The sequence below is a fragment of the Achromobacter arsenitoxydans SY8 genome (assembly GCF_000236785.1).
Taxonomy (GTDB): domain Bacteria; phylum Pseudomonadota; class Gammaproteobacteria; order Burkholderiales; family Burkholderiaceae_B; genus Achromobacter; species Achromobacter arsenitoxydans.
In genome coordinates this window covers 1-24,953 of the sequence record NZ_AGUF01000005.1, presented here as the reverse complement: position 1 = coordinate 24,953, position 24,953 = coordinate 1, and the positions used below count along the sequence as shown (strand labels likewise).

General features: G+C 63.7%; 25 protein-coding genes, 1 other RNA gene and 1 pseudogene. 15 read left to right on the top strand and 12 right to left on the bottom strand.

Annotated features, from left to right (window positions below):
* The 5 genes and pseudogenes from KYC_RS00960 to KYC_RS00940 all read right to left on the bottom strand — a co-directional run.
* Nucleotides 1-458 (bottom strand): annotated as a pseudogene (locus tag KYC_RS00960) (cell envelope integrity protein TolA); the annotation flags it as partial.
* A 39-nt stretch (nucleotides 459-497) separates the two neighbouring features.
* Nucleotides 498-956, bottom strand: coding sequence for a protein TolR (gene tolR / locus KYC_RS00955; RefSeq protein ID WP_008157876.1), 459 nt, complete (start codon nucleotides 954-956; stop codon nucleotides 498-500).
* On the bottom strand, nucleotides 956-1,636 hold the full coding sequence (tolQ, locus tag KYC_RS00950; protein ID WP_008157874.1) for a protein TolQ: 681 nt from the start codon (nucleotides 1,634-1,636) through the stop codon (nucleotides 956-958). The genes tolR and tolQ overlap by 1 nt, the downstream gene beginning before the upstream one ends.
* Nucleotides 1,637-1,638: 2 nt before the next feature.
* A complete protein-coding gene (gene ybgC / locus KYC_RS00945; RefSeq protein ID WP_008157873.1) occupies nucleotides 1,639-2,061 on the bottom strand; it encodes a tol-pal system-associated acyl-CoA thioesterase in 423 nt (140 codons plus the stop codon).
* A 59-nt stretch (nucleotides 2,062-2,120) separates the two neighbouring features.
* On the bottom strand, nucleotides 2,121-3,851 hold the full coding sequence (locus KYC_RS00940; RefSeq protein WP_008157871.1) for a proline--tRNA ligase: 1,731 nt from the start codon (nucleotides 3,849-3,851) through the stop codon (nucleotides 2,121-2,123).
* 65 nt (nucleotides 3,852-3,916) lie between these two features.
* Between KYC_RS00940 and KYC_RS00935 the strand changes: the two genes are divergently transcribed.
* The 6 genes from KYC_RS00935 to KYC_RS00910 all read left to right on the top strand — a co-directional run bounded on the left by KYC_RS00935 (nucleotide 3,917) and on the right by KYC_RS00910 (nucleotide 9,952).
* Entirely contained in the window at nucleotides 3,917-4,489 is a 573-nt protein-coding gene (locus tag KYC_RS00935; RefSeq protein WP_008157869.1) for an RNA pyrophosphohydrolase, read from the top strand.
* Entirely contained in the window at nucleotides 4,470-5,156 is a 687-nt protein-coding gene (locus KYC_RS00930) for a response regulator (protein ID WP_008157866.1), read from the top strand. Before KYC_RS00935 ends, KYC_RS00930 begins: the two co-directional genes overlap by 20 nt.
* Entirely contained in the window at nucleotides 5,157-6,689 is a 1,533-nt protein-coding gene (locus tag KYC_RS00925; protein WP_008157865.1) for a sensor histidine kinase, read from the top strand.
* A 211-nt stretch (nucleotides 6,690-6,900) separates the two neighbouring features.
* Nucleotides 6,901-7,380, top strand: coding sequence for a tripartite tricarboxylate transporter TctB family protein (locus KYC_RS00920; protein WP_008157863.1), 480 nt, complete (start codon nucleotides 6,901-6,903; stop codon nucleotides 7,378-7,380).
* A gap of 6 nt (nucleotides 7,381-7,386) precedes the next feature.
* Nucleotides 7,387-8,910: a tripartite tricarboxylate transporter permease gene (locus KYC_RS00915; protein WP_008157860.1), complete on the top strand. Its 1,524-nt coding sequence runs from the start codon at nucleotides 7,387-7,389 to the stop codon at nucleotides 8,908-8,910.
* 112 nt (nucleotides 8,911-9,022) lie between these two features.
* A complete protein-coding gene (locus KYC_RS00910) occupies nucleotides 9,023-9,952 on the top strand; it encodes a 2-hydroxyacid dehydrogenase (protein ID WP_043517208.1) in 930 nt (309 codons plus the stop codon).
* Here the strand turns inward: KYC_RS00910 and KYC_RS00905 are convergent.
* On the bottom strand, nucleotides 9,946-10,887 hold the full coding sequence (locus KYC_RS00905) for a LysR family transcriptional regulator (protein ID WP_008157855.1): 942 nt from the start codon (nucleotides 10,885-10,887) through the stop codon (nucleotides 9,946-9,948). The two genes, KYC_RS00910 and KYC_RS00905, sit on opposite strands and share 7 nt — an antisense overlap.
* A 196-nt stretch (nucleotides 10,888-11,083) precedes the next feature.
* Between KYC_RS00905 and KYC_RS00900 the strand changes: the two genes are divergently transcribed.
* The gene (locus KYC_RS00900; protein ID WP_008157853.1) at nucleotides 11,084-11,713 is read left to right on the top strand and encodes an FMN-dependent NADH-azoreductase; all 630 of its coding nucleotides are present in this window, start codon (nucleotides 11,084-11,086) and stop codon (nucleotides 11,711-11,713) included.
* A gap of 75 nt (nucleotides 11,714-11,788) precedes the next feature.
* Here the strand turns inward: KYC_RS00900 and KYC_RS00895 are convergent, their stop codons facing one another.
* The 4 genes from KYC_RS00895 to KYC_RS00880 form a co-directional block, all read right to left on the bottom strand.
* Nucleotides 11,789-12,694: an NAD(P)-dependent oxidoreductase gene (locus KYC_RS00895; protein WP_008157851.1), complete on the bottom strand. Its 906-nt coding sequence runs from the start codon at nucleotides 12,692-12,694 to the stop codon at nucleotides 11,789-11,791.
* Nucleotides 12,695-12,752: 58 nt separating this feature from the next.
* Nucleotides 12,753-14,357: a gamma-glutamyltransferase family protein gene (locus KYC_RS00890; RefSeq protein ID WP_008157849.1), complete on the bottom strand. Its 1,605-nt coding sequence runs from the start codon at nucleotides 14,355-14,357 to the stop codon at nucleotides 12,753-12,755.
* A gap of 189 nt (nucleotides 14,358-14,546) precedes the next feature.
* Complete coding sequence (locus tag KYC_RS00885; RefSeq protein WP_008157847.1) at nucleotides 14,547-16,052, bottom strand: tripartite tricarboxylate transporter permease; 1,506 nt, start codon at nucleotides 16,050-16,052, stop codon at nucleotides 14,547-14,549.
* 13 nt (nucleotides 16,053-16,065) lie between these two features.
* A complete protein-coding gene (locus tag KYC_RS00880) occupies nucleotides 16,066-16,530 on the bottom strand; it encodes a tripartite tricarboxylate transporter TctB family protein (protein ID WP_008157845.1) in 465 nt (154 codons plus the stop codon).
* 479 nt (nucleotides 16,531-17,009) lie between these two features.
* Between KYC_RS00880 and KYC_RS00875 the strand changes: the two genes are divergently transcribed.
* The 4 genes from KYC_RS00875 to KYC_RS00865 all read left to right on the top strand — a co-directional run bounded on the left by KYC_RS00875 (nucleotide 17,010) and on the right by KYC_RS00865 (nucleotide 18,828).
* Nucleotides 17,010-17,456 carry a hypothetical protein gene (locus KYC_RS00875; RefSeq protein WP_043517207.1) on the top strand — a complete coding sequence of 149 codons (447 nt, stop codon included), beginning with the start codon at nucleotides 17,010-17,012 and terminating at the stop codon, nucleotides 17,454-17,456.
* On the top strand, nucleotides 17,456-17,767 hold the full coding sequence (locus KYC_RS00870; protein ID WP_008157840.1) for a cell division protein ZapA: 312 nt from the start codon (nucleotides 17,456-17,458) through the stop codon (nucleotides 17,765-17,767). Before KYC_RS00875 ends, KYC_RS00870 begins: the two co-directional genes overlap by 1 nt.
* A 31-nt stretch (nucleotides 17,768-17,798) precedes the next feature.
* Nucleotides 17,799-17,984: non-coding RNA, 6S RNA (gene ssrS / locus KYC_RS28520), on the top strand.
* A gap of 82 nt (nucleotides 17,985-18,066) precedes the next feature.
* Nucleotides 18,067-18,828, top strand: a complete 762-nt coding sequence (locus tag KYC_RS00865; protein WP_008157838.1) for an SIMPL domain-containing protein — start codon at nucleotides 18,067-18,069, stop codon at nucleotides 18,826-18,828.
* On the opposite strand, the gene lgt is transcribed toward KYC_RS00865, so the two are convergent.
* Nucleotides 18,803-19,591, bottom strand: coding sequence for a prolipoprotein diacylglyceryl transferase (gene lgt, locus KYC_RS00860; protein WP_008157835.1), 789 nt, complete (start codon nucleotides 19,589-19,591; stop codon nucleotides 18,803-18,805). The two genes, KYC_RS00865 and lgt, sit on opposite strands and share 26 nt — an antisense overlap.
* Before the next feature lie 130 nt (nucleotides 19,592-19,721).
* On the opposite strand from lgt, the gene ilvD reads away from it, so the two are divergent.
* The 3 genes from ilvD (at nucleotide 19,722) to msrA (ending at nucleotide 22,357) form a co-directional block, all read left to right on the top strand.
* Complete coding sequence (ilvD, locus tag KYC_RS00855; protein ID WP_008157833.1) at nucleotides 19,722-21,407, top strand: dihydroxy-acid dehydratase; 1,686 nt, start codon at nucleotides 19,722-19,724, stop codon at nucleotides 21,405-21,407.
* On the top strand, nucleotides 21,391-21,726 hold the full coding sequence (locus KYC_RS00850) for a c-type cytochrome (protein WP_043517204.1): 336 nt from the start codon (nucleotides 21,391-21,393) through the stop codon (nucleotides 21,724-21,726). The genes ilvD and KYC_RS00850 overlap by 17 nt, the downstream gene beginning before the upstream one ends.
* Nucleotides 21,727-21,802: 76 nt before the next feature.
* On the top strand, nucleotides 21,803-22,357 hold the full coding sequence (gene msrA / locus KYC_RS00845; protein ID WP_008157829.1) for a peptide-methionine (S)-S-oxide reductase MsrA: 555 nt from the start codon (nucleotides 21,803-21,805) through the stop codon (nucleotides 22,355-22,357).
* Between the two features lie 101 nt (nucleotides 22,358-22,458).
* On the opposite strand, the gene hppD is transcribed toward msrA, so the two are convergent.
* Nucleotides 22,459-23,571 (bottom strand): 4-hydroxyphenylpyruvate dioxygenase, encoded by a 1,113-nt coding sequence (gene hppD / locus KYC_RS00840; protein ID WP_008157826.1) that lies wholly within the window; start codon nucleotides 23,569-23,571, stop codon nucleotides 22,459-22,461.
* Nucleotides 23,572-23,727: 156 nt separating this feature from the next.
* On the opposite strand from hppD, the gene KYC_RS00835 reads away from it, so the two are divergent.
* Nucleotides 23,728-24,204: an Lrp/AsnC family transcriptional regulator gene (locus tag KYC_RS00835; protein ID WP_008157825.1), complete on the top strand. Its 477-nt coding sequence runs from the start codon at nucleotides 23,728-23,730 to the stop codon at nucleotides 24,202-24,204.
* Nucleotides 24,205-24,953: the final 749 nt, after the last annotated feature.

The window sequence follows — 24,953 nt, the reverse complement described above, 5'->3', positions numbered from 1 at the left end:
CGCTCTTCTTCAAGACGCGCCTTTTCCTTGGCGGCCTCGGCGGCCTGGCGCGCCTGTTCTTCCTGCTCGCGCTTCTTCTTGGCTTCCTGGATGGCGATCTCGGGATCGACTTCCTCGGTCTTGGGCTGAACCTGCGGTTCGGGCTCGGGTGGGGGAGGAGGCGGCGGAGGCGGCTCGGGCGTCTTTTCGGGCTCGGGCTCGGGTTGGGGCTGCGGCTTGGCCTGCGGCTTGGGAGGTTCGGGCTGGGGCGTGGGCGGGGGCGAGACGGGCGAATTGCCGTCCGCCCAGAGTTCCACCTGGACGGGGCCAGGGTTCTCGGTGCGCCAGTTCACGCCAAAGATCAGGGCGACCAGCAGCAGCAGGTGCACCGCCACGGCCAGAATCAGCGAATTCCGGTTGTCGTTGTTGGGCGGGGTGGCCGGCGGGCCGCTGCGGTGTCGAATTATGGGTGGCGTCATGTGCGGTGCATGCCGGCCGGGCCGGCGGAAGGCGGCGCGTTAGCGTTTCTTGGCGGGTGCGGGCTGGTTGCCGCCGGCGGATTGGTCCACCAGCAGGCCCAGGCGGGTGATGCCGTTGGTGCGCAGCTCGTCCATGACCTTCACGACCGTCTCGTAGGGCACCTTGCCGTCGGCGGCGATGACCACCGGCGTTTCCGCGGTAATGCGCGAGCGCACTTGCGCCACCAGTTCGGTGCGCGCGATGTCCTGCATGGTTGCGCCGGGTTCGCGCATCCGCAGCGCGATCTTGCCGTCTTCCGAAATCTGGACTTCCAGGGGCTTGACGGGGACGTCGGAGGCGGCGCCAACCGACGGCAGCTGGATCAGGCCCGGTGTGATGAGGGGTGCGGTCACCATGAAGATGACCAGCAGCACCAGCATCACGTCGATGTACGGCACCACGTTGATGTCGGCCTTCATGCGGCGGCCGGACCTGCCGCGTGAGCTTACCGAGGGCATTAGCGCACCTGCCGTTGCAGAATGTTCAGGAACTCATCGACGAAACTGTCAAAGCGGATCGAGATACGGTCGATGTCGTTCGTGAAGCGGTTGTAGGCGACCACGGCCGGGATGGCGGCGAACAGGCCGATGGCCGTGGCGATCAGGGCTTCGGCGATGCCGGGGGCCACCGAGGCCAGCGTGGCCTGCTGCATGTTCGACAGGCCGATGAACGCGTGCATGATCCCCCAGACCGTGCCCAGCAGGCCGATATAGGGGGACACAGAACCGGCGGACGCCAGGAAGTTCAGGTGCGATTCCAGCGCATCCATTTCGCGCTGGTAGGCGGCGCGCATGGCGCGGCGCGGGCCGTCCAGCAAGGCCGTAGCGTCGCCGCCGGCATTGCCGCGGCGGGCCTTCAGGAATTCGGTCATGCCGGCATCGAAGATGCGGGCGAGGGCGCCCTGTTCGTCGCGGCGCGAGGCCACGGCCTGCTGCAGCATGGACAGGTCGCCGCCCGACCAGAAGTCGTCTTCGAAGCGGCGCGTCTGGTCATGGGCGCGCTTGATCGCCATCCGCTTGGCGAAGATGTAGGTCCAGGACATGATCGAGATGCCCAACAGCATCAGCATGATCAGCTGGACCGGCACGCTGGCGTGCGAAATCAGCGAAAGCAACGACATGTCGTTGGTGACTTGCATGGTTATTCCTGAATGAATTCCAGTTTTGCGCGGATGTCGGCCGGCAACTCCGCCGGCCGCATGTGGATGGCATCGACGCAACAGACTTGGATGTTGCCTTCGGCAAGCAGTTCCCCGTTGCGCTCCGCGCGCTGCGCGAAGTGTATCGAAGCGCGGCCCAGTTTGGTGACTCGGCTGCGTATGGTAAGCAAATCGTCCAGCCTGGCCGGTTTGCGGTAGGACATGTCCAGCGCGCGGACAACGAAAAGGCGCTGTTCGCTGGCGGCCAGTCCGGACTGGTTGACTCCCAGATCGCGCAGCCACTCGGTGCGGGCGCGCTCCAGGAATTTCAAATAGTTGGCGTAGAAAACCACCCCGCCCGCATCCGTGTCTTCGTAGTAGACACGGACTTGGAGGGTGGACTCGGGGGACTTCGGATCGGTCACGATACGGATAAAGGAATAGTGCGGGTCGGGACGCGGGAAGTCCGTAGTTGCTATAGGGTTTACAGGGTGTCGAGTTTCGTCAGCACCGCTTCAAGCGCGGACTCTACCGGAATCTTGGCCGCTTCGGTTTCCCGACGGGCCTGCAATTCCACCACACCGTCGTTCAGGCCGCGTTCTCCAACTGTTACACGCAGCGGCGCGCCGATCAATTCCCACTCGGCGAACATGACGCCGGGACGGGCATCGCGGTCGTCCAGCATGACGTCCACGCCGCGCGCCAGCAGGGATTCATAGAGTTTCTGGGCGGTGTCACGCACCGTTTCACTTTTGCCCCAGCCCACCGGGCAGATCACGACCTCGAACGGCGCGATCGCGCGGGGCCAGATGATGCCGCGCGCGTCGTGGTTCTGTTCGATGGCGGCGCCCACGATGCGGGTCACGCCAATGCCGTAGCAACCCATCTCCAGGACGGCGGGCTTGCCCGTTTCGTCCAGGAACGTGGCCTTCAGGGCTTCCGAGTACTTCTTGCCCAGGTAGAACACGTGGCCCACTTCAATGCCGCGCTGGATGGACAGCGTGCCCTTGCCGTCCGGCGAGGGATCGCCCGCGACGACGTTGCGCAGGTCGGCCACGAGCTCGGGCTCGGGCAGGTCACGGCCCCAGTTCACGCCGCGGGTGTGGAAATCTTCGCGGTTGGCGCCGCAGACAAAGTCGGCCATGTTGGCGACCGTGCGGTCTGCGATCACGTGGACGGGCTTGGCCGTCTTGACCGGGCCCAGGTAGCCGGGCTTGCAGCCGAAGTGTTCGACGATCTCGGTTTCCGTGGCGAAACGGAAGCCGGCAAGGCCGGGCAGCTTGCCGGCCTTGATCTCGTTCAGTTCGTGGTCGCCGCGCAGGAGCAGCAGCCAGATGTCGACCTTGCCCTTTTCGCCGTCGGTGGCCAGGACGATGGACTTGATCGTGCTTTCCAGGGGAATGCCCAGCAGCTTGGCCACATCCTCGCACTTGGCGGCGCCCGGCGTCGCCACGTCTTCCATGGCCTGGGCGGCCGCGGCGCGGGTCGGGTACAGGCAGGCGGCTTCGGCCAGCTCGATGTTGGCGGCGTAGTCCGATTCCGCGTTGTAGACCAGCAGGTCTTCACCCGTGTCGGCGATGACCTGGAATTCGTGGCTGCGCGTGCCGCCGATGGAACCCGTGTCGGCCGCCACTGCGCGGAACTCCAGGCCAAGGCGGCCGAAGATGCGCATGTAGGCGTCGAACATGATGTCGTAGCTGCGCTGGGCGCCGGCTTCGTCGCGGTCGAAGGAGTAGGCGTCCTTCATGGTGAATTCGCGGCCGCGCATCAGCCCGAAGCGGGGGCGGCGCTCGTCCCGGAACTTGGTCTGAATGTGATAGAAGTTCAGCGGCAGCTGGCGGTAGCTGTGGATCTCGTTGCGGGCGATATCCGTGATGACTTCCTCGGACGTGGGCTGCAGCACGAAATCGCGCTGGTGCCGGTCCTTGATGCGCAGCAGTTCCGCGCCGTACTGCTCCCAGCGGCCCGACTCCTGCCAGAGCTCGGCGGGCTGGACCACCGGCATCAGCAGCTCAATGGCGCCCGCGGCGTTCATTTCGTCCCGGACGATGGCCTCGACCTTGCGGATGATCTTCAGGCCCAGGGGCATGTAGGTGTAGATGCCGCCCGCAAGCTTGCGGATCATCCCGGCGCGGGTCATCAGCTGGTGGCTGGCGACCTCGGCTTCGGACGGGGCTTCTTTGAGGGTATTGATATGGTAGTTGGATGCGCGCATGTTTAAAGGTGGCAGCAGATACGTATAATCGACTGTAATTGTATTGAATTCGGTGGGGGTGGCCCATGCTTGACCGCGAAGGCTACCGCCCCAATGTCGGCATCATTCTCGTCAACACTAGAAACGAGGTCTTTTGGGGCAAGCGTATCAGGGAACATGCATGGCAGTTCCCCCAGGGCGGCATCAAGTATGGCGAAAGCCCGGTGCAGGCCATGTATCGCGAACTCCATGAAGAGGTGGGCCTGAAGCCCGAGCATGTCCGTATTTTGGGGCGTACACGCGATTGGTTACGTTATAACGTGCCCGATCACTTTGTCCGGCGTGAGTGGCGCGGCCACTATAAAGGACAAAAACAGATTTGGTTCTTGTTGCGCCTGGTGGGACGTGACAGTGATGTTTGCTTGCGCGCGACGCAGCATCCGGAATTCGACGCCTGGCGCTGGAGCCAGTACTGGGTTCCGCTGGATGCCGTCATCGAGTTCAAGCGAGACGTCTATACCCAGGCGTTGAACGAGTTGTCGGCTATCCTCTTTCGGCGTCATCACGAAACCCGCTACCTGCGTCAGCGTGTGCATGGTCAGCGGGCAGCAGAGAATTTGCCCGAAGGAACGGACGGTCATGCGCATATTGCTGGTTGAAGACGAACGGGACATGGCGTCCTGGCTGATGCGCGCGCTCGCCCAGAGTGGATTCGTGCCCGACCACGCGGCGGACGCCCGCACGGCCGAAGCTTTCATGGCGGGCACGGAATACGACGCCATCGTCATGGACCTGCGCCTGCCCGACAAGCACGGGCTGGTCGTCCTGCGCGAAATGCGCAACCGCGACGACCGCACGCCCGTCCTGCTGCTGACCGCCCAGGGCGCGCTGCAGGACCGGGTGCGCGGGCTGAACCTGGGGGCGGACGATTTCCTGACCAAGCCCTTCGCGCTTGAAGAGCTCGAGGCGCGCCTGACCGCGCTGGTGCGCCGCAGCCGCGGCCGCCAGCATCCGCGCCTGCAGTGCGGCTCCCTGTCCTACGACAGCGAAAGCCGCGCCTTCACGCTGGACGGCTCGCTGCTGTTCCTGACGCCGCGCGAACACGCGGCCCTGGCGGCGCTGCTGACCCGCAGCGGCTATCCCGTGGACAAGTCGCAATTGTTCGGCAAGGTCTTCACGCATGACAGCGAGGCCAACCCCGACGCCATCGAGGTCGTGCTGCACCGCCTGCGCAAGAAGCTGGCCGGCAGCGACGTGCGCATCGTCACCGTGCGCGGGCTGGGCTACATGCTGGAAAGCGTCGCCAGCGAGTCCGCGGAATCCTAAGTGAGCCTGCGGATACCGGGACTGCCGCGTGTCGGCATCCGCGCGCTGCTGATCATCCTGCTGCTGCCCGGCGTGGTGGTGCTGCTGGTCATCGACAGCCTGAACGACTACCGCACCCTGGCGGAGATCACCAACGAAGCCTACGACAGCGCGCTGGTGGAGCCCGCCCGCGTGCTGGAAAGCAGCCTGGAATTCACCCCGGAAGGCAATCTGCAGGTGGCCACGCCCCTGTACGCGCAGGTCATGCTGGAGTCCCGCGCTGGCCTGCGCAAGTATTTCCGCATCGAGGAAATCGACCCGCCCCTGCCGGATGGCGCACCCGTGCCCGCGGGGCAAGGCAAGACGCTCCTGGGCATGCCGGAAATGCCCAGGCCTCCCTCCTGGCCCCGCTCCAATGGCCAGCCCATCTTCTACGACAGCGTGTACCGCAATGATCCGGTGCGAGTCGTATCCGTCGTGCGCGATCTCTATTACCAGGGCCAGCACCGCCAGGTGCTCGTAGTGGTGGCCGAAAGCACCGGCAAGCGCATCGAAGCCGAGAACAACGCGCGGCGCCAGGAAATCCTGCGCGATGCGCGCATGCTGGCGCTGGTCGTGGTGCTGGTCTGGTGGGGCGTGTCATGGGCGCTGAAGCCGCTCAGGCGGCTGCAGGCCGACATCCGCGGACGCCGGCCCGACGACCTGACGCCGCTGGACGCCTCGCGCGTGCCCAGCGAAGTCGCGCCGCTGGTCGAAGCCGTCAATCACCACATCGCCCGCTACCGGCGGGTGCTGGACGAGCAATCGCACTTCCTGGCGGACGCCTCCCATCAGTTGCGCACGCCGCTGGCCATCATGCTGACCCAGGCGCAGTACACCCTGCGCGAACGCGATCCCGCCCGCGCCCGCGAGGGGCTGCGAGCCATCGTGGACCAATTGGGGCGCACGCGCCGGCTGACCGAACAGCTGCTCTCGCTGGCCCACGCGAACCAGGCCGATCCGCTTCCGCGCCAACTGCTGGACATGAACGCAGTCTCGCGCGAGGTCGTGCTGCAGTACCTGCCGCTGGCCCACGAAAAGCAGCAGGACCTGGGGTGGGTGCAGGCGGATTCCGAAGCGGGCCAGGAAACGTCCGTGCCGGTCTCGGGCAACGAAGCCGAACTGCACGAGGCGCTATCGAACCTGGTGCACAACGCGATCCACTACGCGCCCGTCGGCGCGCGCATCACGGTGTCCGTCTGCCGGGTGGAAAACCGTGTCGAGGTCGCCGTGTCCGACAACGGGCCGGGCCTGGACCCCGTCCTGCGCGTGCGCGCCTTCACGCGCTTCGAGCGCGTGGGCACGGACAAGCCGGTTGCCTCCTCGGGTTCAGGCTTGGGGCTGGGCATTGCGCGGGCTTATGCCAGGCGCAACGACGGCGACATCGAACTGCGCGACGGCGAGGCCAATGGCCAGGGCGGCGTCGGCCTGGCTTCCGTGCTGTGGCTGCCGCTCGCGCCCACAGTCTCGCAGTATCCCCGCCCGGCCGACGTCGAGCTCAAGGGCGACCAATAGTCCGCCCGCTTTCATTCCGCATTCCACAATTTCGCGCCTGTTGCCGCTGCCGATCAGGGATAACCCCCGGATTCAGGAACGCGACAGCGCGCAGAAAGCGGATTAGCAGCTTCCTTCCGTAATCTGCCCTCCGGCCTGTCGTCAAGGGCCGGGCGGCGCTCGTTCCGGGCGGCGCATCAAGGGCCGGCACGGTCCCGCACCAGGAAGGAGGATGGAAGTGCAAAAAACAATCAACAGAAAGGACTATTACGGCGGCGCCCTGATGGTCCTGATCGGGTTGGGGGCGATCTACGGCGGCACCGACTATCACATCGGCACCCTCAGCCACATGGGCCCGGGCTTCTTTCCCGCGGCGCTAGGAGGACTGCTGGCGCTGACCGGCGTGCTGATCGCCATGTCTGCGCGCTCGGCCGAACCCGCGGCCCCCGCGCCGGCCGAAGGTCACCCGACCGGCATGCCCGACATCCGCGGCAGCGTCTGCATCCTGCTTGGGATCCTGGCCTTCCTGCTGCTGGGCCATTACGGCGGCCTGCTGCCCGCCACGTTCGCCATCGTCTTCATCTCGGCGCTGGGCGACCGCAAAAACACGATCAAGCAGGCAATCCTGCTGTCGATCGCCATGTCCGCGATCGCGGTCGTTGTCTTCTGGTGGGCGCTGCAGTTGCAGCTTCCGCTGTTTCGCTGGGGTTGATGCGCCATGATTTCTCAAGCTCTGGTAGACCTCTGGTACGGCTTCGGCGTCGCGTTCCAGTGGCACAACCTGATGTGGTCGTTCTTCGGCGTGCTGGTGGGCAACCTCATCGGCGTGCTGCCCGGGATGGGCGCGCTGTCGGCCATTTCGATCCTGCTGCCGCTGACCTATGTCATGCAGCCGGTGCCCGCCATCCTGATGCTGGCCGGCATCTTCTATGGCTCGCAGTACGGCGGCGCCATCGGCGCGATTCTGCTCAACCTGCCTTCGCATCCCCCGCACGCGGTCACGTGCCTGGACGGCTATCCATTGACCAAGCAGGGCAAGGGAGGGACGGCGCTGGGCATTACGATGATCTGCTCGTTCTTCGCGGCCTCGGTCGGCATCATCGTCATGATCTTCGCTTCGCCCCTGCTGGTCGAAGTGGCGTTCAAGTTCGGCCCGACCGAGATCTTCTCGATCATGCTGCTGGGTCTGCTCGCGGGCGCCACGATGTCGCGCGGGTCGCCGCTCAAGGGTGTGGCCATGACCTTGTTCGGCCTGATGTGCGGCGTGGTGGGCACTGACGTGAATACGGGCACCATCCGCTTCTCGTTCGGCCTGCTGGACCTGTCCGACGGCCTGGAACTCGTGGCAATCTCGATGGGCCTGTTTGGCGTGGCCGACTTCCTGATGAGCGTGAACCGCATGACCATCATCGGCAGCGGCGCCAAGCTGAGCCTGCGCGACATGCGGCCCAGCAAGCAGGAATTGAAGACCGCGTTCTGGCCCATGGTGCGCGGCACCGCCGTCGGCACGCTGTTCGGCGCCATGCCCGGCACCGGTCCCACGATCACGACGTTCGTGGCCTACGCGCTCGAACGCAAGATATCCAAGACGCCTGAAAAGTTCGGCACCGGCATGATCGCCGGCGTGGCGTCGCCGGAAGCCTCTTCGCACTCCAAGACGCAGGTCGACTTCATTCCGACGATGAGCCTGGGCATCCCCGGCGATGCCGTGATGGCGCTGATCCTGGGCGCGCTGCTGATCCAGGGCATCCAGCCGGGCCCGCAGCTGATCACTGAGCATCCAGACATCTTCTGGGGGCTGATCGCCAGTTTCTGGGTGGGCAACGTGCTGCTGATGGTGCTGAACGTGCCGTTGATCGGCGTGTGGGTCAAGCTGCTGCAGGTGCCGTACCGCTACCTGTTCCCGTCCGCGCTGTTCTTCATCGCGGTGGGCGTGTTCAGCACGCAGAACAGTCTCTTCCAGATCTGGGAAGTGCTGGCCTTCGGCGTCATCGGCGCGATCCTCATGACGCTGGAATTCTCGGTGGCGCCCATCCTGCTGGGCTTCGTGCTCGGGCCCATGGTCGAAGAGAACTTCCGCCGCGCGCTGCTGTTGTCGCGCGGCGACCTGGGGGTGTTCATCGAGCGTCCAATCAGCGCCTGGTTCATCGGCGCCAGCGCCTTGCTGATCGCACTGCAGGTCTGGGCCTTCCTGCGCCGCAACAAGGGCAAGAACAAGCCCCAGGTGCCGCAGACGGCCTGATCAGGCTTCCGCGTATAGCGCCAATCGCGGCCCGGCTTCATGCCGGGCCGTTTGATTTGTGCCGCCTCATCCCTCATGCTTGTGGTTTTCGTTGCTCGCACGCGCTGCCACCATGCATATTCTCTTTGCCTGCCCCCATCACGATCCCGACGCCTGGGTGCCTCGCCTTGAGGCCGCCATGCCCGGTTGCCGCATTTCGGTCTGGGATCCGAAAGGTCCCGCCTCGGGCGCCGACGTCGCCCTGGTGTGGCGTCCGCCCGCGGAACTCTTCACGCATGAAACCAGCCTGCAGACCCTGTTCAACCTGGGCGCGGGCGTCGACGCCTTGCTGAAGATGCCCGAGATCCCGGCGCACGTGCGCATCGTCCGCCTGGAAGACGCCGGCATGTCGGTGCAGATGGCCGAGTACGCGCTGTACGCCCTGCTGCGCGTCTCGCGCGATTTCGAAGCCTTCGACCACGCCCAGGCGCGCCAGCACTGGGATACCCGCGAAGGCACGCGGCAGGCGGACTGGCCTGTCGGCGTGCTCGGCCTGGGACAAGTGGGGGCGCGCGTCGCCCGCACCCTGGCCGAATTCGGCTATCCGGTTGCGGGATGGTCGCGTTCGCCGCGCGAGATTCCCGGCGTGGAGTCCTTCGCAGGCGAAGCGGCCTTGCCAGCCTTCCTGGCGCGCACGCGCTTCCTCGTGAACGTGTTGCCGCTGACGCCGGACACGCAAGGCATTCTCAACCGCGAAACCCTGTCGCGGCTCCTGCCCGATGCGCACCTGGTCAATGTGGGCCGCGGCGAGCACCTGGTCGAAGACGATCTGGTGCAGATGCTCGAAGAAGGCGAGATCGCGGGCGCCACGCTGGATGTCTTCCAGACCGAGCCGTTGCCCAAGGACCATCCGTTCTGGCGCGATCCGCGCGTCCACGTCACGCCGCACATCGCGGCGCGCACGCTGCGCGACGAAAGCATCGAACAGATCGCGGGCAAGGTCGCGCAGCTGCTGCGCGGCGAACCCATCACCGGCGTGGTGGAGCGCACGCGCGGCTATTGAGCCGCCGGCGCCGTCGCCGTCGCCTTCTCCAGCCGCTGGTACATCGTCGGCAGGCGCTGGGACAGGAAGTCCAGCAGCGTGCGCACGGCGGGCATCATGCCCCGCCGCGACGGATAGATGCAATGCACGATGCCCTCCGGCGACTGCCATTGCGGCAGCACCGGCACGAGCTGACCGCGGCGCAATTCCTCCTGCGTCGCGATCGACGGCAGCAGGGCGATGCCGCGGCCGCGCACGGCCGCTTCGGTCAGCACGATGAAGTCGTTGCATGACAGCTGCGGCTTGAGTTCGATGTGCACTTCTTCACCCTTGTCGTTGCGCAGCGGCCAGCGCACCTCGTTCTGCGGGTCGCTGAAGCTGAGCGTGGTGTGCGAGGCCAGATCCTGCGGCGTGTCCGGCGCGCCGTGGCGCTGCAGGTATCCTGGGCTGGCTACCAGCGTGCCGCGCGCGGTGCCCAGGTGCCGCACAACCAGTTCCGCGTCCGTGTCCAGCTTGGTGCGCACTCGCAGCGCCAGGTCCACGCCCTCGCGAATCAGGTCCACCCGCCGGTTCGTCACCAGCAATTGCACTGAAACGGCGGGCCACGCGTCCAGGAATTCCGGCAGCAGCGGGGCCAGCACGTCCTGCGCGATGGAAACCGGGCAACTGACGATCACCGGGCCCGTGGGTTCGGACTGCAATTGCCGCATGGCGTCGTCCGCAGCGCGCGCAGAGGCCGCCATCTCCCGGCAGTAGTGCAGGTAGCGCTCGCCCGCCGAGGTCAGGCGCAGCCGGCGCGTGGTGCGCTGCAAGAGCCGCACGCCCAGGCTTTCCTCCAGATGCGAAATCCGCCGGGACAGGCGGGATTTCGGGATGTCCAGCGCTCTTGCCGCCGCGCTGAAGCCGCCTTGTTCGACGACTTGGGAGAAATAGTAGAGGTCGTTGAGATCTTGCATGATTGTTCTATGTTTGGAACGTACAGTTCATCATACCCGTATTTATGTATCTAATTAACCCGTCTACAGTGACGCCATGCATTCGGCATCTGCCAACGCCGCCGCGGCGGCAAGCCTGGCCCGGCAATCCTGCGGGGCGCGGCGCTGGCAGGGCCTGACAGCTCGATCGGCTCGGGCAATCACTGGAGATTTTGCAATGAAGACCCTCGTTATCCTTTCCTCGATTCTCGGCGACCGTTCCAACAGCAAGCAATTGGCGGACCACCTGATTGCGCGCGTCAAGGAATCCAATCCGGCCGCCGCCATCAAGGTCCGCGACATCGGCGCGCAGCCCATCCCCTACTTCGACGGCAACACCGCGGGCGCTTTGTTCACCCCGCCCGAAGCGCGCACCATTGAGCAGCAGCGCATTGTCGAGCTGAGCGACACCCTGGTGGCCGAACTGATGGAAGCGGACCGCATCGTCTTCGCCGTGCCCGTGTACAACTTCAACCTGCCCGCGCAGTTCAAGAGCTATCTCGACCACCTGGCCCGTGCAGGGGTCACTTTCCGTTATACGTCGGAAGGCGTGCCCGAGGGCCTCGTCAAGGACAAGCAAGTGTTCGTCCTGACGGCTCGCGGCGGCAAGGCCGAAGGCACGCCTTCGGATACGCTGACGCCCTACCTGCGCCAGATGCTGGCCTTCCTGGGCATGACCGACGTGACCTTCGTCGCCGCTGAAGGCATGGCCATGGGTGAAGTGGCCGCGCTCGAAGGCCTGGCCCAGGCCCGCCAACGCATCGACGCGCTGCTGCCGGTCGCCGGACCAGCCAGCCTTGCGGCGTAAGCCATCCGGACGACGCGCAGACAAAGAAAAAGGCGAGCCGCAAGGCTCGCCTTTTTTTCATTCTGTCGGACGGCGTCAGTCGCGCAGGCGCTTGATCAGGCTGGACGTGTCCCAGCGTCCGCCGCCCAGTTTCTGGACGTCTCCATAAAACTGGTCCACCAGGGCGGTCAAGGGCAGGCGGGCGCCGTTGTTGCGCGCCTCGGCCAGCACCAGGCCCAGGTCTTTGCGCATCCAGTCGACCGCGAAACCGAATTCGAACTTGTCGTCGACCATGGTGCCGCCGCGGTTCTCCATCTGCCAGCTTTGCGCCGCACCCTTGCTGATCACGTCGAGCACCAGCTTCATGTCCAGATCGGCCGCCTGGCCGAACGCGATGGCTTCGGACAAGCCCTGGACGATGCCGGCGATGCAGATCTGGTTGACCATCTTGGCCAGTTGGCCGGCGCCCGGGGGACCCACCAGCGTGACCGCGCGGCCGAAGCATTGCGCGACCGGCTTGATGGCGTCGAACACCGCCTGTTCGCCGCCGCACATGATGGTCAGCACGCCATTGACGGCGCCCGCCTGGCCGCCCGACACGGGCGCGTCCACGAAATTCAGGCCGAGGTCCTTGGCTTGCGCATGGAGTTCGCGCGCCACGTCCGCGGAAGCGGTCGTGTGGTCGACAAACACGGCGCCCGGCGCCATGCCAGCAAACGCGCCGTCCGGTCCCAGCACGACGCTGCGCAGATCGTCGTCGTTGCCGACGCAGGCAAAGACGATCTGGGCGCCGGCAACGGCTTCGCGAGGAGTGGCTGCGTTGCGGCCGCCGAACTCGGCGACCCAGGCCAGGGCCTTGGCCGGTGTCCGGTTATAGACCGTCACGTCGTGGCCGGCGCGCGCGAGATGGCCGGCCATGGGCAGGCCCATCACGCCCAATCCGAGGAAAGCGACTTTCTGGGCCACGACTGCGTCGTAGCTCTTGGTACCGATCGTTGCCATGCAATGGACTCCGCTCTAGAAAGGTAAGGTCTGGCTCAAGGACACAACCTTAACGCAATCAAAAGCCCGCGGCGAGTCCATCTCGCCGGCTGTCGCTGGCGCTCACGTAGCCGTCAACGGCCGGGTCTCCGAGGCGCCAGATGAACTGGCCCGATCCAAAGTCCATGTAGGGGTCGTCCAGACCCTGCAGCACATGGCCGCGGTCGCGCAGTCCTTGCGCCAGCGACGGGGCGACAGACGCCTCCAGGTCGACCTCCAGCCCCTGGTTCCACTTCCAGCGGGGCGCGTCGCACGCGGCCTGCGGCTGCTGGCCATAATCCAGCATGCGCACCAGCGTCTGCACCTGGCCCTGCGGCTGCATATTGCCGCCCATGACGCCGAAGCTCATGACGGGAGCCCCGTCGCGCATCAGGAAGCCGGGAATGATGGTGTGGAAGGGCCGCTTGCCGCCCGCGACCACATTGGGGTGGTCGGGATTCGTGCTAAAGCAGTGCCCGCGGTTCTGCAGGCTGACGCCAGTGCCGGGCACCACGACGCCGGAGCCGAAGCCCATGTAGTTGGACTGGATGAAGCTGACCATCATCCCGTTTTTATCCGCGGCGGTCAGGTAGACCGTGCCGCCCTGCGGCGCATGGCCGGACGCAAAAGCCTGGGCCTTGCGCGGGTCGATCAGCCGCGCGCGTTCGGCCAGGTAGTCGGCCCTGAGCATGTGCTCGGGCGGCATCCGCATGTGGCGCGCGTCGGCCACGTGCGCGTAGACGTCGGCAAACGCCAGCTTCATCGCCTCGATCAGCAGGTGCTGCGTATCGGGATGGTCGACCGGCCGGGCAGCCAGGTCGAAATTCTGCAGGATGCCCAGCGCGATCAGGGCCGCGATGCCCTGGCCATTGGGGGGAATCTGGTGCAGCGTATGCCCGCGGTACGACTGCCCGATGGGCGTGACCCATTCCGGCGCGTAGTCCCGCAAGTCCGCCAGCGTCAGGGCCGCGTCGTGCGCCTGGGCGTGCGCCACCAGCTTGTGCGCCGTCTCGCCTTCGTAGAAGTCCCGTCCGCCGCTGGCCGCAATGCGCTTCAGTGTGGCTGCAGCGCCCTGCAGGACAAAATGCTCGCCGATGTGCGGGGCGCGGCCGCGCGGCAGGAAGTGCTGCGCGAACCCGGGCAAGGGCTGCAGGATGTCGGCTTGCGCTGCCCATTTTTCATGGACCATCGGCGATATCGCATAGCCGCGTTCCGCGTATTCGATCGCGGGAGCCAGGATGTCGGCAAAGGACAGGCGGCCCAGCTTTTCATGCAGGGCGGCCCAGCCGGCAACGCAGCCGGGGACGGTCACGCTGTCCCATCCACGCGTGGGAATCGCGCCCTGGTGTTTGCGCCGGAAGTAATCCACATTCCAGGCGGCGGGCGCCGTGCCCGACGCATTCAGGCCATGCAGCTTCGAGCCGTCCCACACGATGGCGAAGCAATCAGAGCCCAGGCCGTTACTGACGGGCTCGGTAAGAGTCAGCGTGGACGCCGCGGCGATGGCCGCGTCGACCGCGTTGCCGCCCTGGGCCAGAATCCGCAGCCCCGCCTGGGCAGCCAGCGGCTGAGACGTGGCGACCACATTGCGGGCAAAGACGGGCGTGCGGGTGGTGGGGTAGGGATTCTTCCAGTCGAAATTCATGTCGAATCATCGCGTGGGGTAAACCCGTAGCTTAACGTAGATGATTCCAGTCATGTACGATTGGTTTCTCGGTGTAATTAATTGTATTCATTGCACCCCTCAATCCATTGCCCGCGAGCAAAGAAAAACCCCGGGACAAAGCCCGGGGTTTTTGCGGCGTAACCTCCGCCTTGCGGCGGCGCGGCGCCTTTAGTCTTCTTCGACGAAGGTCTCTTCGCGCTTCTTGCGGATGGCGGGCAGCGCCACCAGGATCACCAGGAAGACGGCGATCGCCAGCAGGGTAGCCGACAGCGGACGCGTGACGAAGGTGGAGAAGTCGCCGCGCGACAGCAGCAGGGCACGGCGGAAGTTTTCTTCCATCATGGGACCCAGCACCAGACCCAGCAGCAGCGGGGCGCCTTCGCACTTCAGCTTGGACCACACGTAGCCGACGACACCGAACATGGCGGTCATGAAGATGTCGAACGGGTTGTAGTTAAGCGAATACACACCGATCGTGCAGAACACCAGAATCGCGGGGAACAGGATGCGGTAGGGCACCTTCAGCAGCTTGACCCACAGGCCGATCAGCGGCAGGTTCAGCACCACCAGCATCAGGTTGCCGATCCACATCGAGGCGATCAGGCCCCAGAACAGCTCCGGGTGGCTCGTCATGACTTGCGGGCCGGGCTGGATGTTGTGGATCGTCATCGCGCCGACCATCAGCGCCATCACGGCATTGCCGGGAATACCCAGCGTCAGCAGCGGGATGAACGAAGTCTGGGCTGCAGCGTTGTTCGCCGATTCCGGGCCCGCCAGGCCGGCCGGGTGGCCCTTGCCGAAGCGTTCCGGATTCTTCGAGATCTTCTTTTCCAGCGTGTACGACGCGAACGACGACAGCACCGCGCCGCCGCCCGGCAGGATGCCCAGGGCCGAACCCAGCGCCGTGCCACGCAGCACGGCGGGAGCGGCTTCCTTGAACTCTTGCTTGTTCGGGTACAGCGTGCCGATCTTGTCGGTGATGTCGACGCGGTTTTCCTTCTGCTCGAGGTTGGTCATGATTTCGGCGAAGCCGAACACGCCCATGGCCACGATAGCGAAGTCGATGCCGTCTTGCAGTTCCGGCACGCCGAAGTCGAAGCGGGCGACACCAGAATTGACGTCGGTGCCGACCATGCCCAGCAGCAGGCCCAGGATGATCATCGAGATCGCCTTGGGCAGCGAGCCCGAAGCCAGCACCACGGCGCCAACCAGGCCCAGGCACATCAGCGAGAAGTACTCGGCGGGGCCGAACTTGAAGGCGACTTCAGCCAGCGGAGGCGCGAAAGCGGCCAGCAGCAGCGTAGCGACGCAACCGGCGAAGAACGAGCCCAGCGCGGCGATTGCCAGCGCGGCGCCAGCCCGGCCGTTGCGGGCCATCTGGTGACCGTCCAGCACGGTCACCACCGCGGACGTTTCTCCTGGCAGCGCCACAAGAATCGCCGTCGTGGAGCCGCCATATTGGGCGCCGTAGTAAATGCCTGCCAGCATGATCAGGCCGGCCACCGGGGGCAGCACGTACGTGATCGGAAGCAGCATTGCGATGGTCGGCACGGGGCCGATACCCGGCAGCACGCCGATCAGCGTACCCAGGATGCAGCCCAGCAGTGCGTACACCAGGTTCTCGGGCGTGAACGCCACCGTGAAACCCATCAACAGGTTGTCAAACAATTCCATGGCCGATTGCTCCTCAGTTCATGCCCAGAAACGACGGCCACAGCGGGAAAATCAGCCCCAGCCCCTTGATGAATGCCAGGTACGTGAACACCACCAGGAAGATGCCGTTGGCGACGGCGACCTTCAGGTTGAATTCATGGCTGGCAAGGCTGCTGATGACGACCAGCATGAACACCGAGATGTAGACGCCCAACAGCTTGAGAACCAGGCCATAGAGCACAACCGAGCCCACCACCAGGAAGACGATGCGCCAGTCGAACCTGTCGACGTGAGTTTCGTGCGCTTTCTTGGACAGCGATCCAAGCAACACGATGGCGCCCAGCAACGCGAGAACGATGCCTAGCCAGAAAGGAAAATACCCTGGGCCCATTCGGGCAGCAGTACCCATTTGGTAGCTGCTGGCCTGCCAGGCGAATCCCAGTCCGAGGGCGATGAACATCACCCCCGACCAGAAGTCCTGTCGATTGCGTAGCTGCATGATTGGTTGGCTCCTGTTTACAGCATGTAGATAAAAGAGGTTTGTAGCCGGATGGAACCCGCCGAAAGGCGAGTGACAGGCACAAAAAAGGCACTTCGGGGTGCCATTAGTTATTCTGAAAGCGACGGCGTGGATTCTTGAAAGGCCGAATGGTAATGGACGCCTGCCACGCTGCAAACCCTGTAAGCTCTGTGAAAGCCTGGGGTTTTCCCTAGAATTGGGGAACTCCCGATCCCGATTTGTAACGGGGCGGGAAGATTGAGGGCTTTTTGAAAGCTAAGTGAAAGTTTATAGAAAGAAAGGCGAAAGCCGGATCAGCCGGATGAGGCAGTTTCGGCGGATGGGACTTTTCAGGGGGGCTAAGAGCCGGTAATCTTCGCGCCGCCAAATCCCACCCATATTTCCTACTGAATATTGCCGGGTTTCTCACCTTGCGTGAAGAGGCCCGGTCCAACCCAGGATGGTTTACGATAGCGCCCATGCTGCAAGATCTAGACCAACTCGCTGCCCGAATCGGGCAACTGGTGCAACGCACCCGCCAACTCCACGCCGAGCGTGACGCGTTGCGTCAGCGCCTGAATGACTTCGAAGCTGAGCAACGTGTGCTCAAGCAGCGCGCCGCAGACCGAGAGGCCGAGGTCGTCACGCTGCAAAGCAAGCTTCAGGATCATGATGGCGCGGTCAGCGCCATGCTTCAGCAGGCCCAGCAAGCCGAAGCCGAATTGCGCGAGCAGCTCGCACGCGAGACCGCCGAGCGCCAGGCGCTTGAATCGCGGTTCTCCGCCAGGGAAACCGAGCTGCAAGGCAGCCTGCAAACCCGCGACACCGAACTACAGCGCTTGCGCGTGGCCGCCGCTTCGGCCCGCGAGCGCATTGACGCCGTGCTTGCCCGCCTGCCGGGGGCACCGTCCGGAGATCAACACTGATGGAACGTGTAGACGTATCGATCCTCGGCCGCGACTATTCGCTGGCGTGCTCGACCGAAGAAAAGCCCACGCTGCTGGCCGCCGTGCGCCACGTGGATCAGCTCATGCTGCGCATCCAGGGCACGGGCAAGGTCTCCAGCAATGAACGCATCGCCGTGATGGCCGCGCTGCAGATCGCCGGCGAGCTGCTCGCCATGAAAGCCCCCGATGGTCCATTGGGCGGTTTGGCGGTCGGCGACTTCAAGCGTAGAATTGAGGACATGAACGCAGTACTCGATGACGCCTTGTCGGGTCAGGAAAAACTGCTCTAACGTTCATAAGCAGTAATCAAGTATTTTCAGTTTGTCCCTGCCGTGTTCGTGACTAGGCCATACATTCTCTGAACCTATGTCTTTTTGGCATATTGGTTGCGGGAGTGCAGAGCTGGAGTGATTGTCTCTCGCAGACGAACCCGATGCTCTACGGAACGCGACCACCTTGAACCTCAGGGTTCGAGATGCCGGCCTTGACGGCACAGGCGGGGCATCTATCCCAGCGGGCCTGCCAAAAGAGCAGGTCCGCACCGGGCGCCTCGGCAACTCCTCTCCGTCCTCCCTCCTAGGACCAGTCCATGTTCAAACACTCAGTCTTTTCGCTGACCAAGCTTGGTGCAGCGTGCGCAGCCGTGGCCGCCATCGCCGCTGCTCAGCCCGTTTACGCGCAGTCCCAGGCGCCGGCCTCGGCGCCCGCGACCGAGCCGGCCGCGAACCGCTCCCCGGAGCTGACCCTGCAAGCCATGGCCTCTTCCGAAGTCAAGCAGGACACGGTGCGCATTTCTCTGTCGGCGGAAGTCGACGCGCCGGATCAGCCGGCCGCTGGCCAGAAGCTGACGGCCGCGCTCGAAGACGTCGTCAAACGCGCGCGCGGCACCAAAGACGTCGAAGTGCGCACCAGCGGCTTCAACGTCTGGCCCAACATGAACAACAAGGGAAAGATATCTTCCTGGCGCGGCCAGGGCGAAATCGTGCTTGAATCAAAGGACTTCGCGGCCGCGGCCGCGCTGGCTTCCAAGCTGTCCGACAAGACCGCGATTTCCAACATCAGCTTCTCGCTGTCGCCGGCCGCGCGTGAGGCCGAGGAACGCAAGCTGCTGAAAGAAGCCGCGCAGGCCTTCAAGGATCGCGCATTGGCCGCCGCCAATGCCTTCGGCTTTTCGGGCTACCGCCTTTCCAAACTGGAACTCGGCGGCGCCGGGGGGCCGACGCCGATGCCGCGCATGATGGGCGCAGCCATGGCCAAGGACGCCTCCAGCTTCAGCGCCGCCAACGTTCCCCTGGAAGCAGGGAACGTGACGGTCAGCGTCGCGGTCAACGGGACGATCGTTTTGCAGTAAGGCTGAACATGATGGCGCCGAGCGCCACCATCGGCAGGGACAGCCACTGTCCCATGCTCAGTCCGCCCGCGAGCAGCCCCAGGAAGTTGTCAGGCTCGCGGGTGAATTCCACCAGGAAGCGGAACGTTCCATAGCCCATCAGGAACAGCCCGCTAACCTGGCCCAGCGGGCGCGGCTTGCTGGAAAACCACCACAGCAGCGCAAACAGCACGATGCCTTCCAGGCCCAGCTCATAAAGCTGCGAAGGATGGCGCGCCAGCCCGTCGCCGCTGTCGGGAAACACCATGGCCCACGGCACGTCCGTCGGCCGGCCCCACAGTTCCCCATTGATGAAGTTGCCCAGGCGGCCAAATCCCAGCCCCAGGGGGATCAGCGGCGCAATGAAGTCGCTGACCGCAAAGAACGGCAGACCCTTCTTGCGCGCGAATAGCAGCATCACCAGGATCACGCCGATCAGCCCGCCGTGAAACGACATGCCGCCTTGCCAGAGGTACAGCACTTCAAGCGGGTTCGCCAGGTAGTAGGCCGGCTTGTAGAACAGCACATAGCCCAGCCGGCCCCCCAGCACCACGCCCAGCACGCTATAGAAGATCAGGTCTTCCAGATCGCGCACATTGAGCGATGTCGTATGGCCGCTCTTGATGCGGCTGCGGCCCAGCAGATACACCAGCGCGAAGCCCGCCAAGTACATCAGTCCGTACCAGTGGATGGCCAGCGGTCCGATCTGCAGGGCGATGGGGTCGAATTTTGGATATTGCAGCATGTTCTGCCCGACACAATAAAGTTGAATGATAATAACCGGCGAGCACTGCAGATTCGCATGCAAGCGAGCCAGCTTCCCCCGGGGGCGTCCGCCATGTCCGCGCCCCGATGGCCGACAGGAGACACAGACCATGCCGCACAACGAACGTTCCCGTCATATCACCCAAGGCGTCGCGCGCGCGCCCAACCGCGCCATGTATTACGCGCTGGGCTACAAAGAAGCCGACTTCGACAACCCAATGATCGGCGTGGCCAATGGCCACTCCACGATCACGCCCTGTAATAGCGGCCTGCAGAAGCTGGCCGACGCAGCCATCGACGCCATACGCGCCTCCAGCGCCAATCCCCAGGTGTTCGGCACGCCCACCATCTCCGATGGCATGTCTATGGGCACCGAAGGCATGAAGTACTCGCTCGTGTCGCGCGAAGTCATCGCGGACTGCATCGAAACCGCCGCGCAAGGCCAGTGGATGGATGGCGTCGTCGTTATCGGCGGCTGCGACAAGAACATGCCTGGCGGCATGATCGCCCTGGCGCGGACCAACGTCCCGGGCATCTATGTGTACGGCGGTACCATCAAGCCGGGCCGCTACAAGGGCAACGATCTCACCATCGTGTCCGTGTTCGAGGCCGTGGGCGAATACACAATGGGGCGCATGCCCGAGGCCGACTTCAAGCAGATCGAAAAGTGCGCGATACCGGGTTCGGGTTCCTGTGGCGGCATGTACACCGCCAACACCATGAGCTCCGCCTTCGAAGCCATGGGCATGAGCCTGCCGTACTCCAGCACGATGGCCAACGAAGATGAGGAAAAAGTCACGTCGGCCGCGGAATCGGCCCGGGTGCTGGTGGACGCGGTAAGACGCAATCTGCGTCCGCGCGACATCATCACGCGCGAGTCCATAGAAAATGCGGTGTCCGTCATCATGGCCACCGGTGGGTCCACCAACGCGGTGCTGCACTTCCTGGCCATCGCGCACGCCGCCGAAGTGCCCTGGACCATCGACGACTTCGAACGCATCCGCAAGCGCGTGCCGGTGCTGTGCGACCTGAAGCCGTCGGGCAAGTACGTTGCCACCGACCTGCATCGCGCGGGCGGCATACCGCAAGTCATGAAGCTGCTGCTCAACGCCGGCCTGCTGCATGGCGACTGCATCACCATTACGGGCAAGACCATCGCTGAAACCCTGGCCGACGTGCCTGATGCACCGCGCTCGGACCAGGACGTCATCATGCCCATAACCGGAGCGCTCTATCCCCAGGGGCACCTCGCGATCCTGAAGGGCAACCTGTCGCCCGAAGGTTGCGTCGCCAAGATCACCGGCCTGAAGAATCCTGTCATCACGGGGCCCGCGCGCGTATTCGATTCCGAGGACGACGCCATGACGGCCATCATGGCCCAGCAGATTCGCGACGGCGACGTGGTGGTCATCCGCTATGAAGGTCCCAAGGGCGGACCCGGAATGCGCGAGATGCTCGCGCCCACGTCCGCGCTGGTGGGGCAGGGGCTGGGTGAAACGGTGGGGCTGATCACCGACGGCCGCTTCTCGGGCGGCACCTGGGGAATGGTGGTGGGCCATGTCGCGCCGGAAGCCTTTGTCGGCGGCCCCATTGCGCTGATTCAAGAGGGCGATTCGGTTACCATCGATGCCCACAAGCTGCTGCTGCAGCTCAACATCAGCGACGAAGACATGGCGGCTCGTCGCCAGGCCTGGGTCCAGCCCAAGCCGCGTTATACACGCGGTGTGCTTGCCAAGTTCGGCAAGCTCGCCAGCACCGCGAGCCGTGGGGCAGTAACCGATGCATTTGAAGATTAGTCTGTTGATGGCCGTTGCTGGCGTCCTGGGCGCTGGTGCGGCCTACGCGCAAACCACTGGCCTGGACCTGGCCAAGAACAAGGCCTGCATGGCCTGTCATCAGGTGGAATCCAAACGGGTCGGGCCGCCTTTGAAGAGTGTGGCGGAACGGTATGCGGGGCAGGGCGACGCCATGGTGGATTACCTTGCGGGCAAGATACGCGGCGGCGGGCGTGGCGCTTGGGGCGCAGTGCCCATGCCTGCCCAGACCCACGTCACCCCCGAAGACGCCCGCGCCCTGTCCGAATGGATCTTGTCGCTCGCGCCGCCAAAGCAGTAGCCTTAATTCATGCCCCGGCATTTGCCCGGGGGCGCCGGCCGCGCGCAGAGCGGCCGTCTATCAGGAAGGAATCGTCATGGCAGAACAACCATCTCCGAGCAATGAAGTCGCCGTCTTGGGCGGCGGTTGCTTCTGGTGCGTCGAAGCAGTATTTGCCGATCTGCGCGGCGTCAAGAGCGTGTTGCCCGGCTACAGCGGCGGCCATGTGGACAACCCCAGCTACGAGCAGGTTTGCGGCAAGGACACGGGCCACATCGAAGTCGCGCGCATCGAATTCGACCCGGCTGAACTCTCGTTCAGCGATCTGCTGCGCGTGTTCTTCGCTACCCACGATCCCACTACGCCGGGCCGCCAGGGCAACGATATCGGCCCGCAGTATGAATCGGCGATTTTCTGGCAGAACGAATCGCAGCGCCAGCAGGCGGAAGCGGTCATTGCCGAAGTCGAGTCCCAGCAGGTCTATGATGCGCCTATCGTCACCAAGCTGCTTGAACCCGCACGGTTCTGGCAAGCCGAGGACTATCACAGCAACTACTTTGCTTTGCATCCGGAGCAAGGTTATTGCCAGTTCGTGATTGCACCCAAGGTGGCCAAGTTCCGCAAGCAGTTCCAAGACCGTCTTAAGCGCTAAGCCGGCCCATTCCGGGCGGCACAAAAAAAGCCCCACCTGTTTAGGTGGGGCTTTAAAGCCGGCGCCGCTGCAGCAGCAACGCGCGCTGGGGGGGAAGTCCGTTATTCCACGGTCTTCAGCACACCGCGACGCATCTGGTCCAATTCGATAGATTCGAACAGCGCCTTGAAGTTGCCTTCGCCGAAACCATCATTGCCCTTGCGCTGGATGATTTCAAAAAAGATCGGACCGATCTGGTTCTCGGTGAAAATCTGCAGCAGCAGGCCGCCGCCGGGTGCGCCGTCCAGCAGGATGCGATTCTTCTGCAGGCGCGCTACGTCTTCGCCGTGATTCGGCAGTCGGCGGTCCAGCAGTTCATAGTAGGTTTCCGGCGTATCCAGGAACACCACGCCCGTCTCGCGCAACGCTTCGATCGTGGCGTAGATGTCTTTCGTCGCCATGGCGATGTGCTGAATTCCTTCGCCGCGGTAAAGGTCCAGATACTCCTGGATCTGGCCCTTCTCCTCGGTGCCTTCCTCATTGATAGGAATGCGGATATTGCCGCAAGGCGACGTCATCGCCTTGGACTTCACGCCGGTGACCTTGCCTTCGATGTCGAAGTAGCGGACTTCCCGGAAGTTGAACAGCCGTTCATAGAACTCCGACCATTCCGCCATGCGGCCCTTGTGCACGTTGTGCGTAAGGTGGTCCACCACGGTCAGCCCGGCGCCGCGCCATTCCACATCGGTCTGTGCATTGGCCGGATCCATCGGTATGAAATCCACGTCGTAGATGCTGATGTCGCCGATGCCGCCATGGCCTTCCTTGCCTGCCCAGCGGTCGACCAGGTAAATCAGCGAATCTCCGATGCCCTTGATCGCCGGGATATTCAGCTCCATCGGACCGCTGTGGGAATCGAAACCCCATGCGCCCAGTTCCAGCGCGCGCTTGTAGGCGGCGTTGGCGTCCTGCACGCGGAAACCAATCGCACAGATCGACGGGCCATGCAGGCGCGCAAAGCGCTGGGCGAAGGAGTCGGGTTCGGCGTTGATCAGGAAATTCACGCCGCCCTGGCGGTACAGGGTGACGTCCTTGTGGCGGTGCTTGGCGATGGCCTTGAAGCCCAACAGCTCAAACACCTTGCGCAGCGCGGCGGGGTCCGGCGCGGCATATTCAATGAACTCGAACCCGGCGGTGCCCATCGGGTTGTCCCAGGGTTGGAATGCGCTGCTCATAAGTCTGCTCCCTTGCATCGTTTTAGAGGACGACTTGTTCTTCAAGTCTAGACGGAGATTGTAGGTAGGAAGGTCGGGCAGACAATTGCAAACATGGCGCAAAACGGCTTGCATTGAGCAATAATATTGCCGTGAACCAAATATATGGGGTTGAAAATGTCTGCAATTGAGCTGGACAGGACAGATCTAAGGATTTTGGCTGAGCTGCAGCGCGACGGGCGCCTGAGCAACCAGGAACTGGCCGACCGCGTATCCCTGTCGCCCAGCCCCTGCCTGCGCCGCGTACGCCGTCTGGAAGAGCAGGGCTTCATCAAGAAATATGTCGCGCTCATCGACGCCGGCAAGGTTGGGCTGGGCCTGCTCGCCTACGTGAACATCCGCCTGAACAAGCACAGCGGATCCAGTCACGCGCCCATGAGCGACTTCGCGCGCGATGTACAACTGTGGCCTGAGGTCGTCGAGTGCTATGCCATGTCCGGCGACATGGACTACCTGCTTCGTATACAGGTGGCGGACCTGGCGCATTTCTCCCGGTTCGCGATGGACACGCTGATGCGCCATCCGGCCGTGGTGGACATGAGGTCCTTCTTCGCCCTGCAGCAGATCAAGGAGACGACAGAACTGCGGCTGTGACCGCCTCCACGCTTGGCTGCCTATATATAGAGGTATAGAGGGAGAGAGAAGGAAGGAATGGGAGTGCTGCGGGAGCGCTGCCTATATATACAGAGGGCGGAGGGCGAAGGTGGGCACAGTCGGAAGGGTTGGCGACGGGAGGGAGCAAGAGGGAGCAATGAAGGTTTTTCGGCGTTGAAAATGAAGATTGACGCGCAGTAACCGGGGGGGGGGCGTCCCCGAAAAAATTCATATTTCTGCAAAAAGGGTGTCATGCCGGCGACACGCGCGAAATTTCTGTGCTATAGTCTCGCTCCTTCGCAGTTCAAGCAGTTCTGAACCGCGAAGCCAAGCAGGTGCAACAGGTTGATCGGGTTTCCCGCACAGCCTGCCGCTAAAGCGATCAGAAATGAAAGCGGCGCGGTTATTGCAGAGGTTGGGGCAAATTAGGCAGAAGCCAGTTGCACAATCCGCAAAAATTGTGCTATAGTCTTGGGCTTGGTTGGTGATGACGATTTCGGGTTTTCCCGAAGTAAATTTTCCAGCCACCTGTGCGGTAACCAACGCCTGATTTCAGGTTCGCTTGCGGGATGAGCGGGTTGCAAGATGGGATGCAAATCAGGCAGAAACCGGTTGCATAATCTGCAAAAGTTGTGTTATAGTAGAGGGCTTGGCGGTTGCCGAAAAATTAGGGTTTACCCTGAAGTTTCGATAGCTGCTAAGCAGTTGAGAAATCAGCTGCAGCAGTAAGTGGTGCCGAAAGGCGCTTC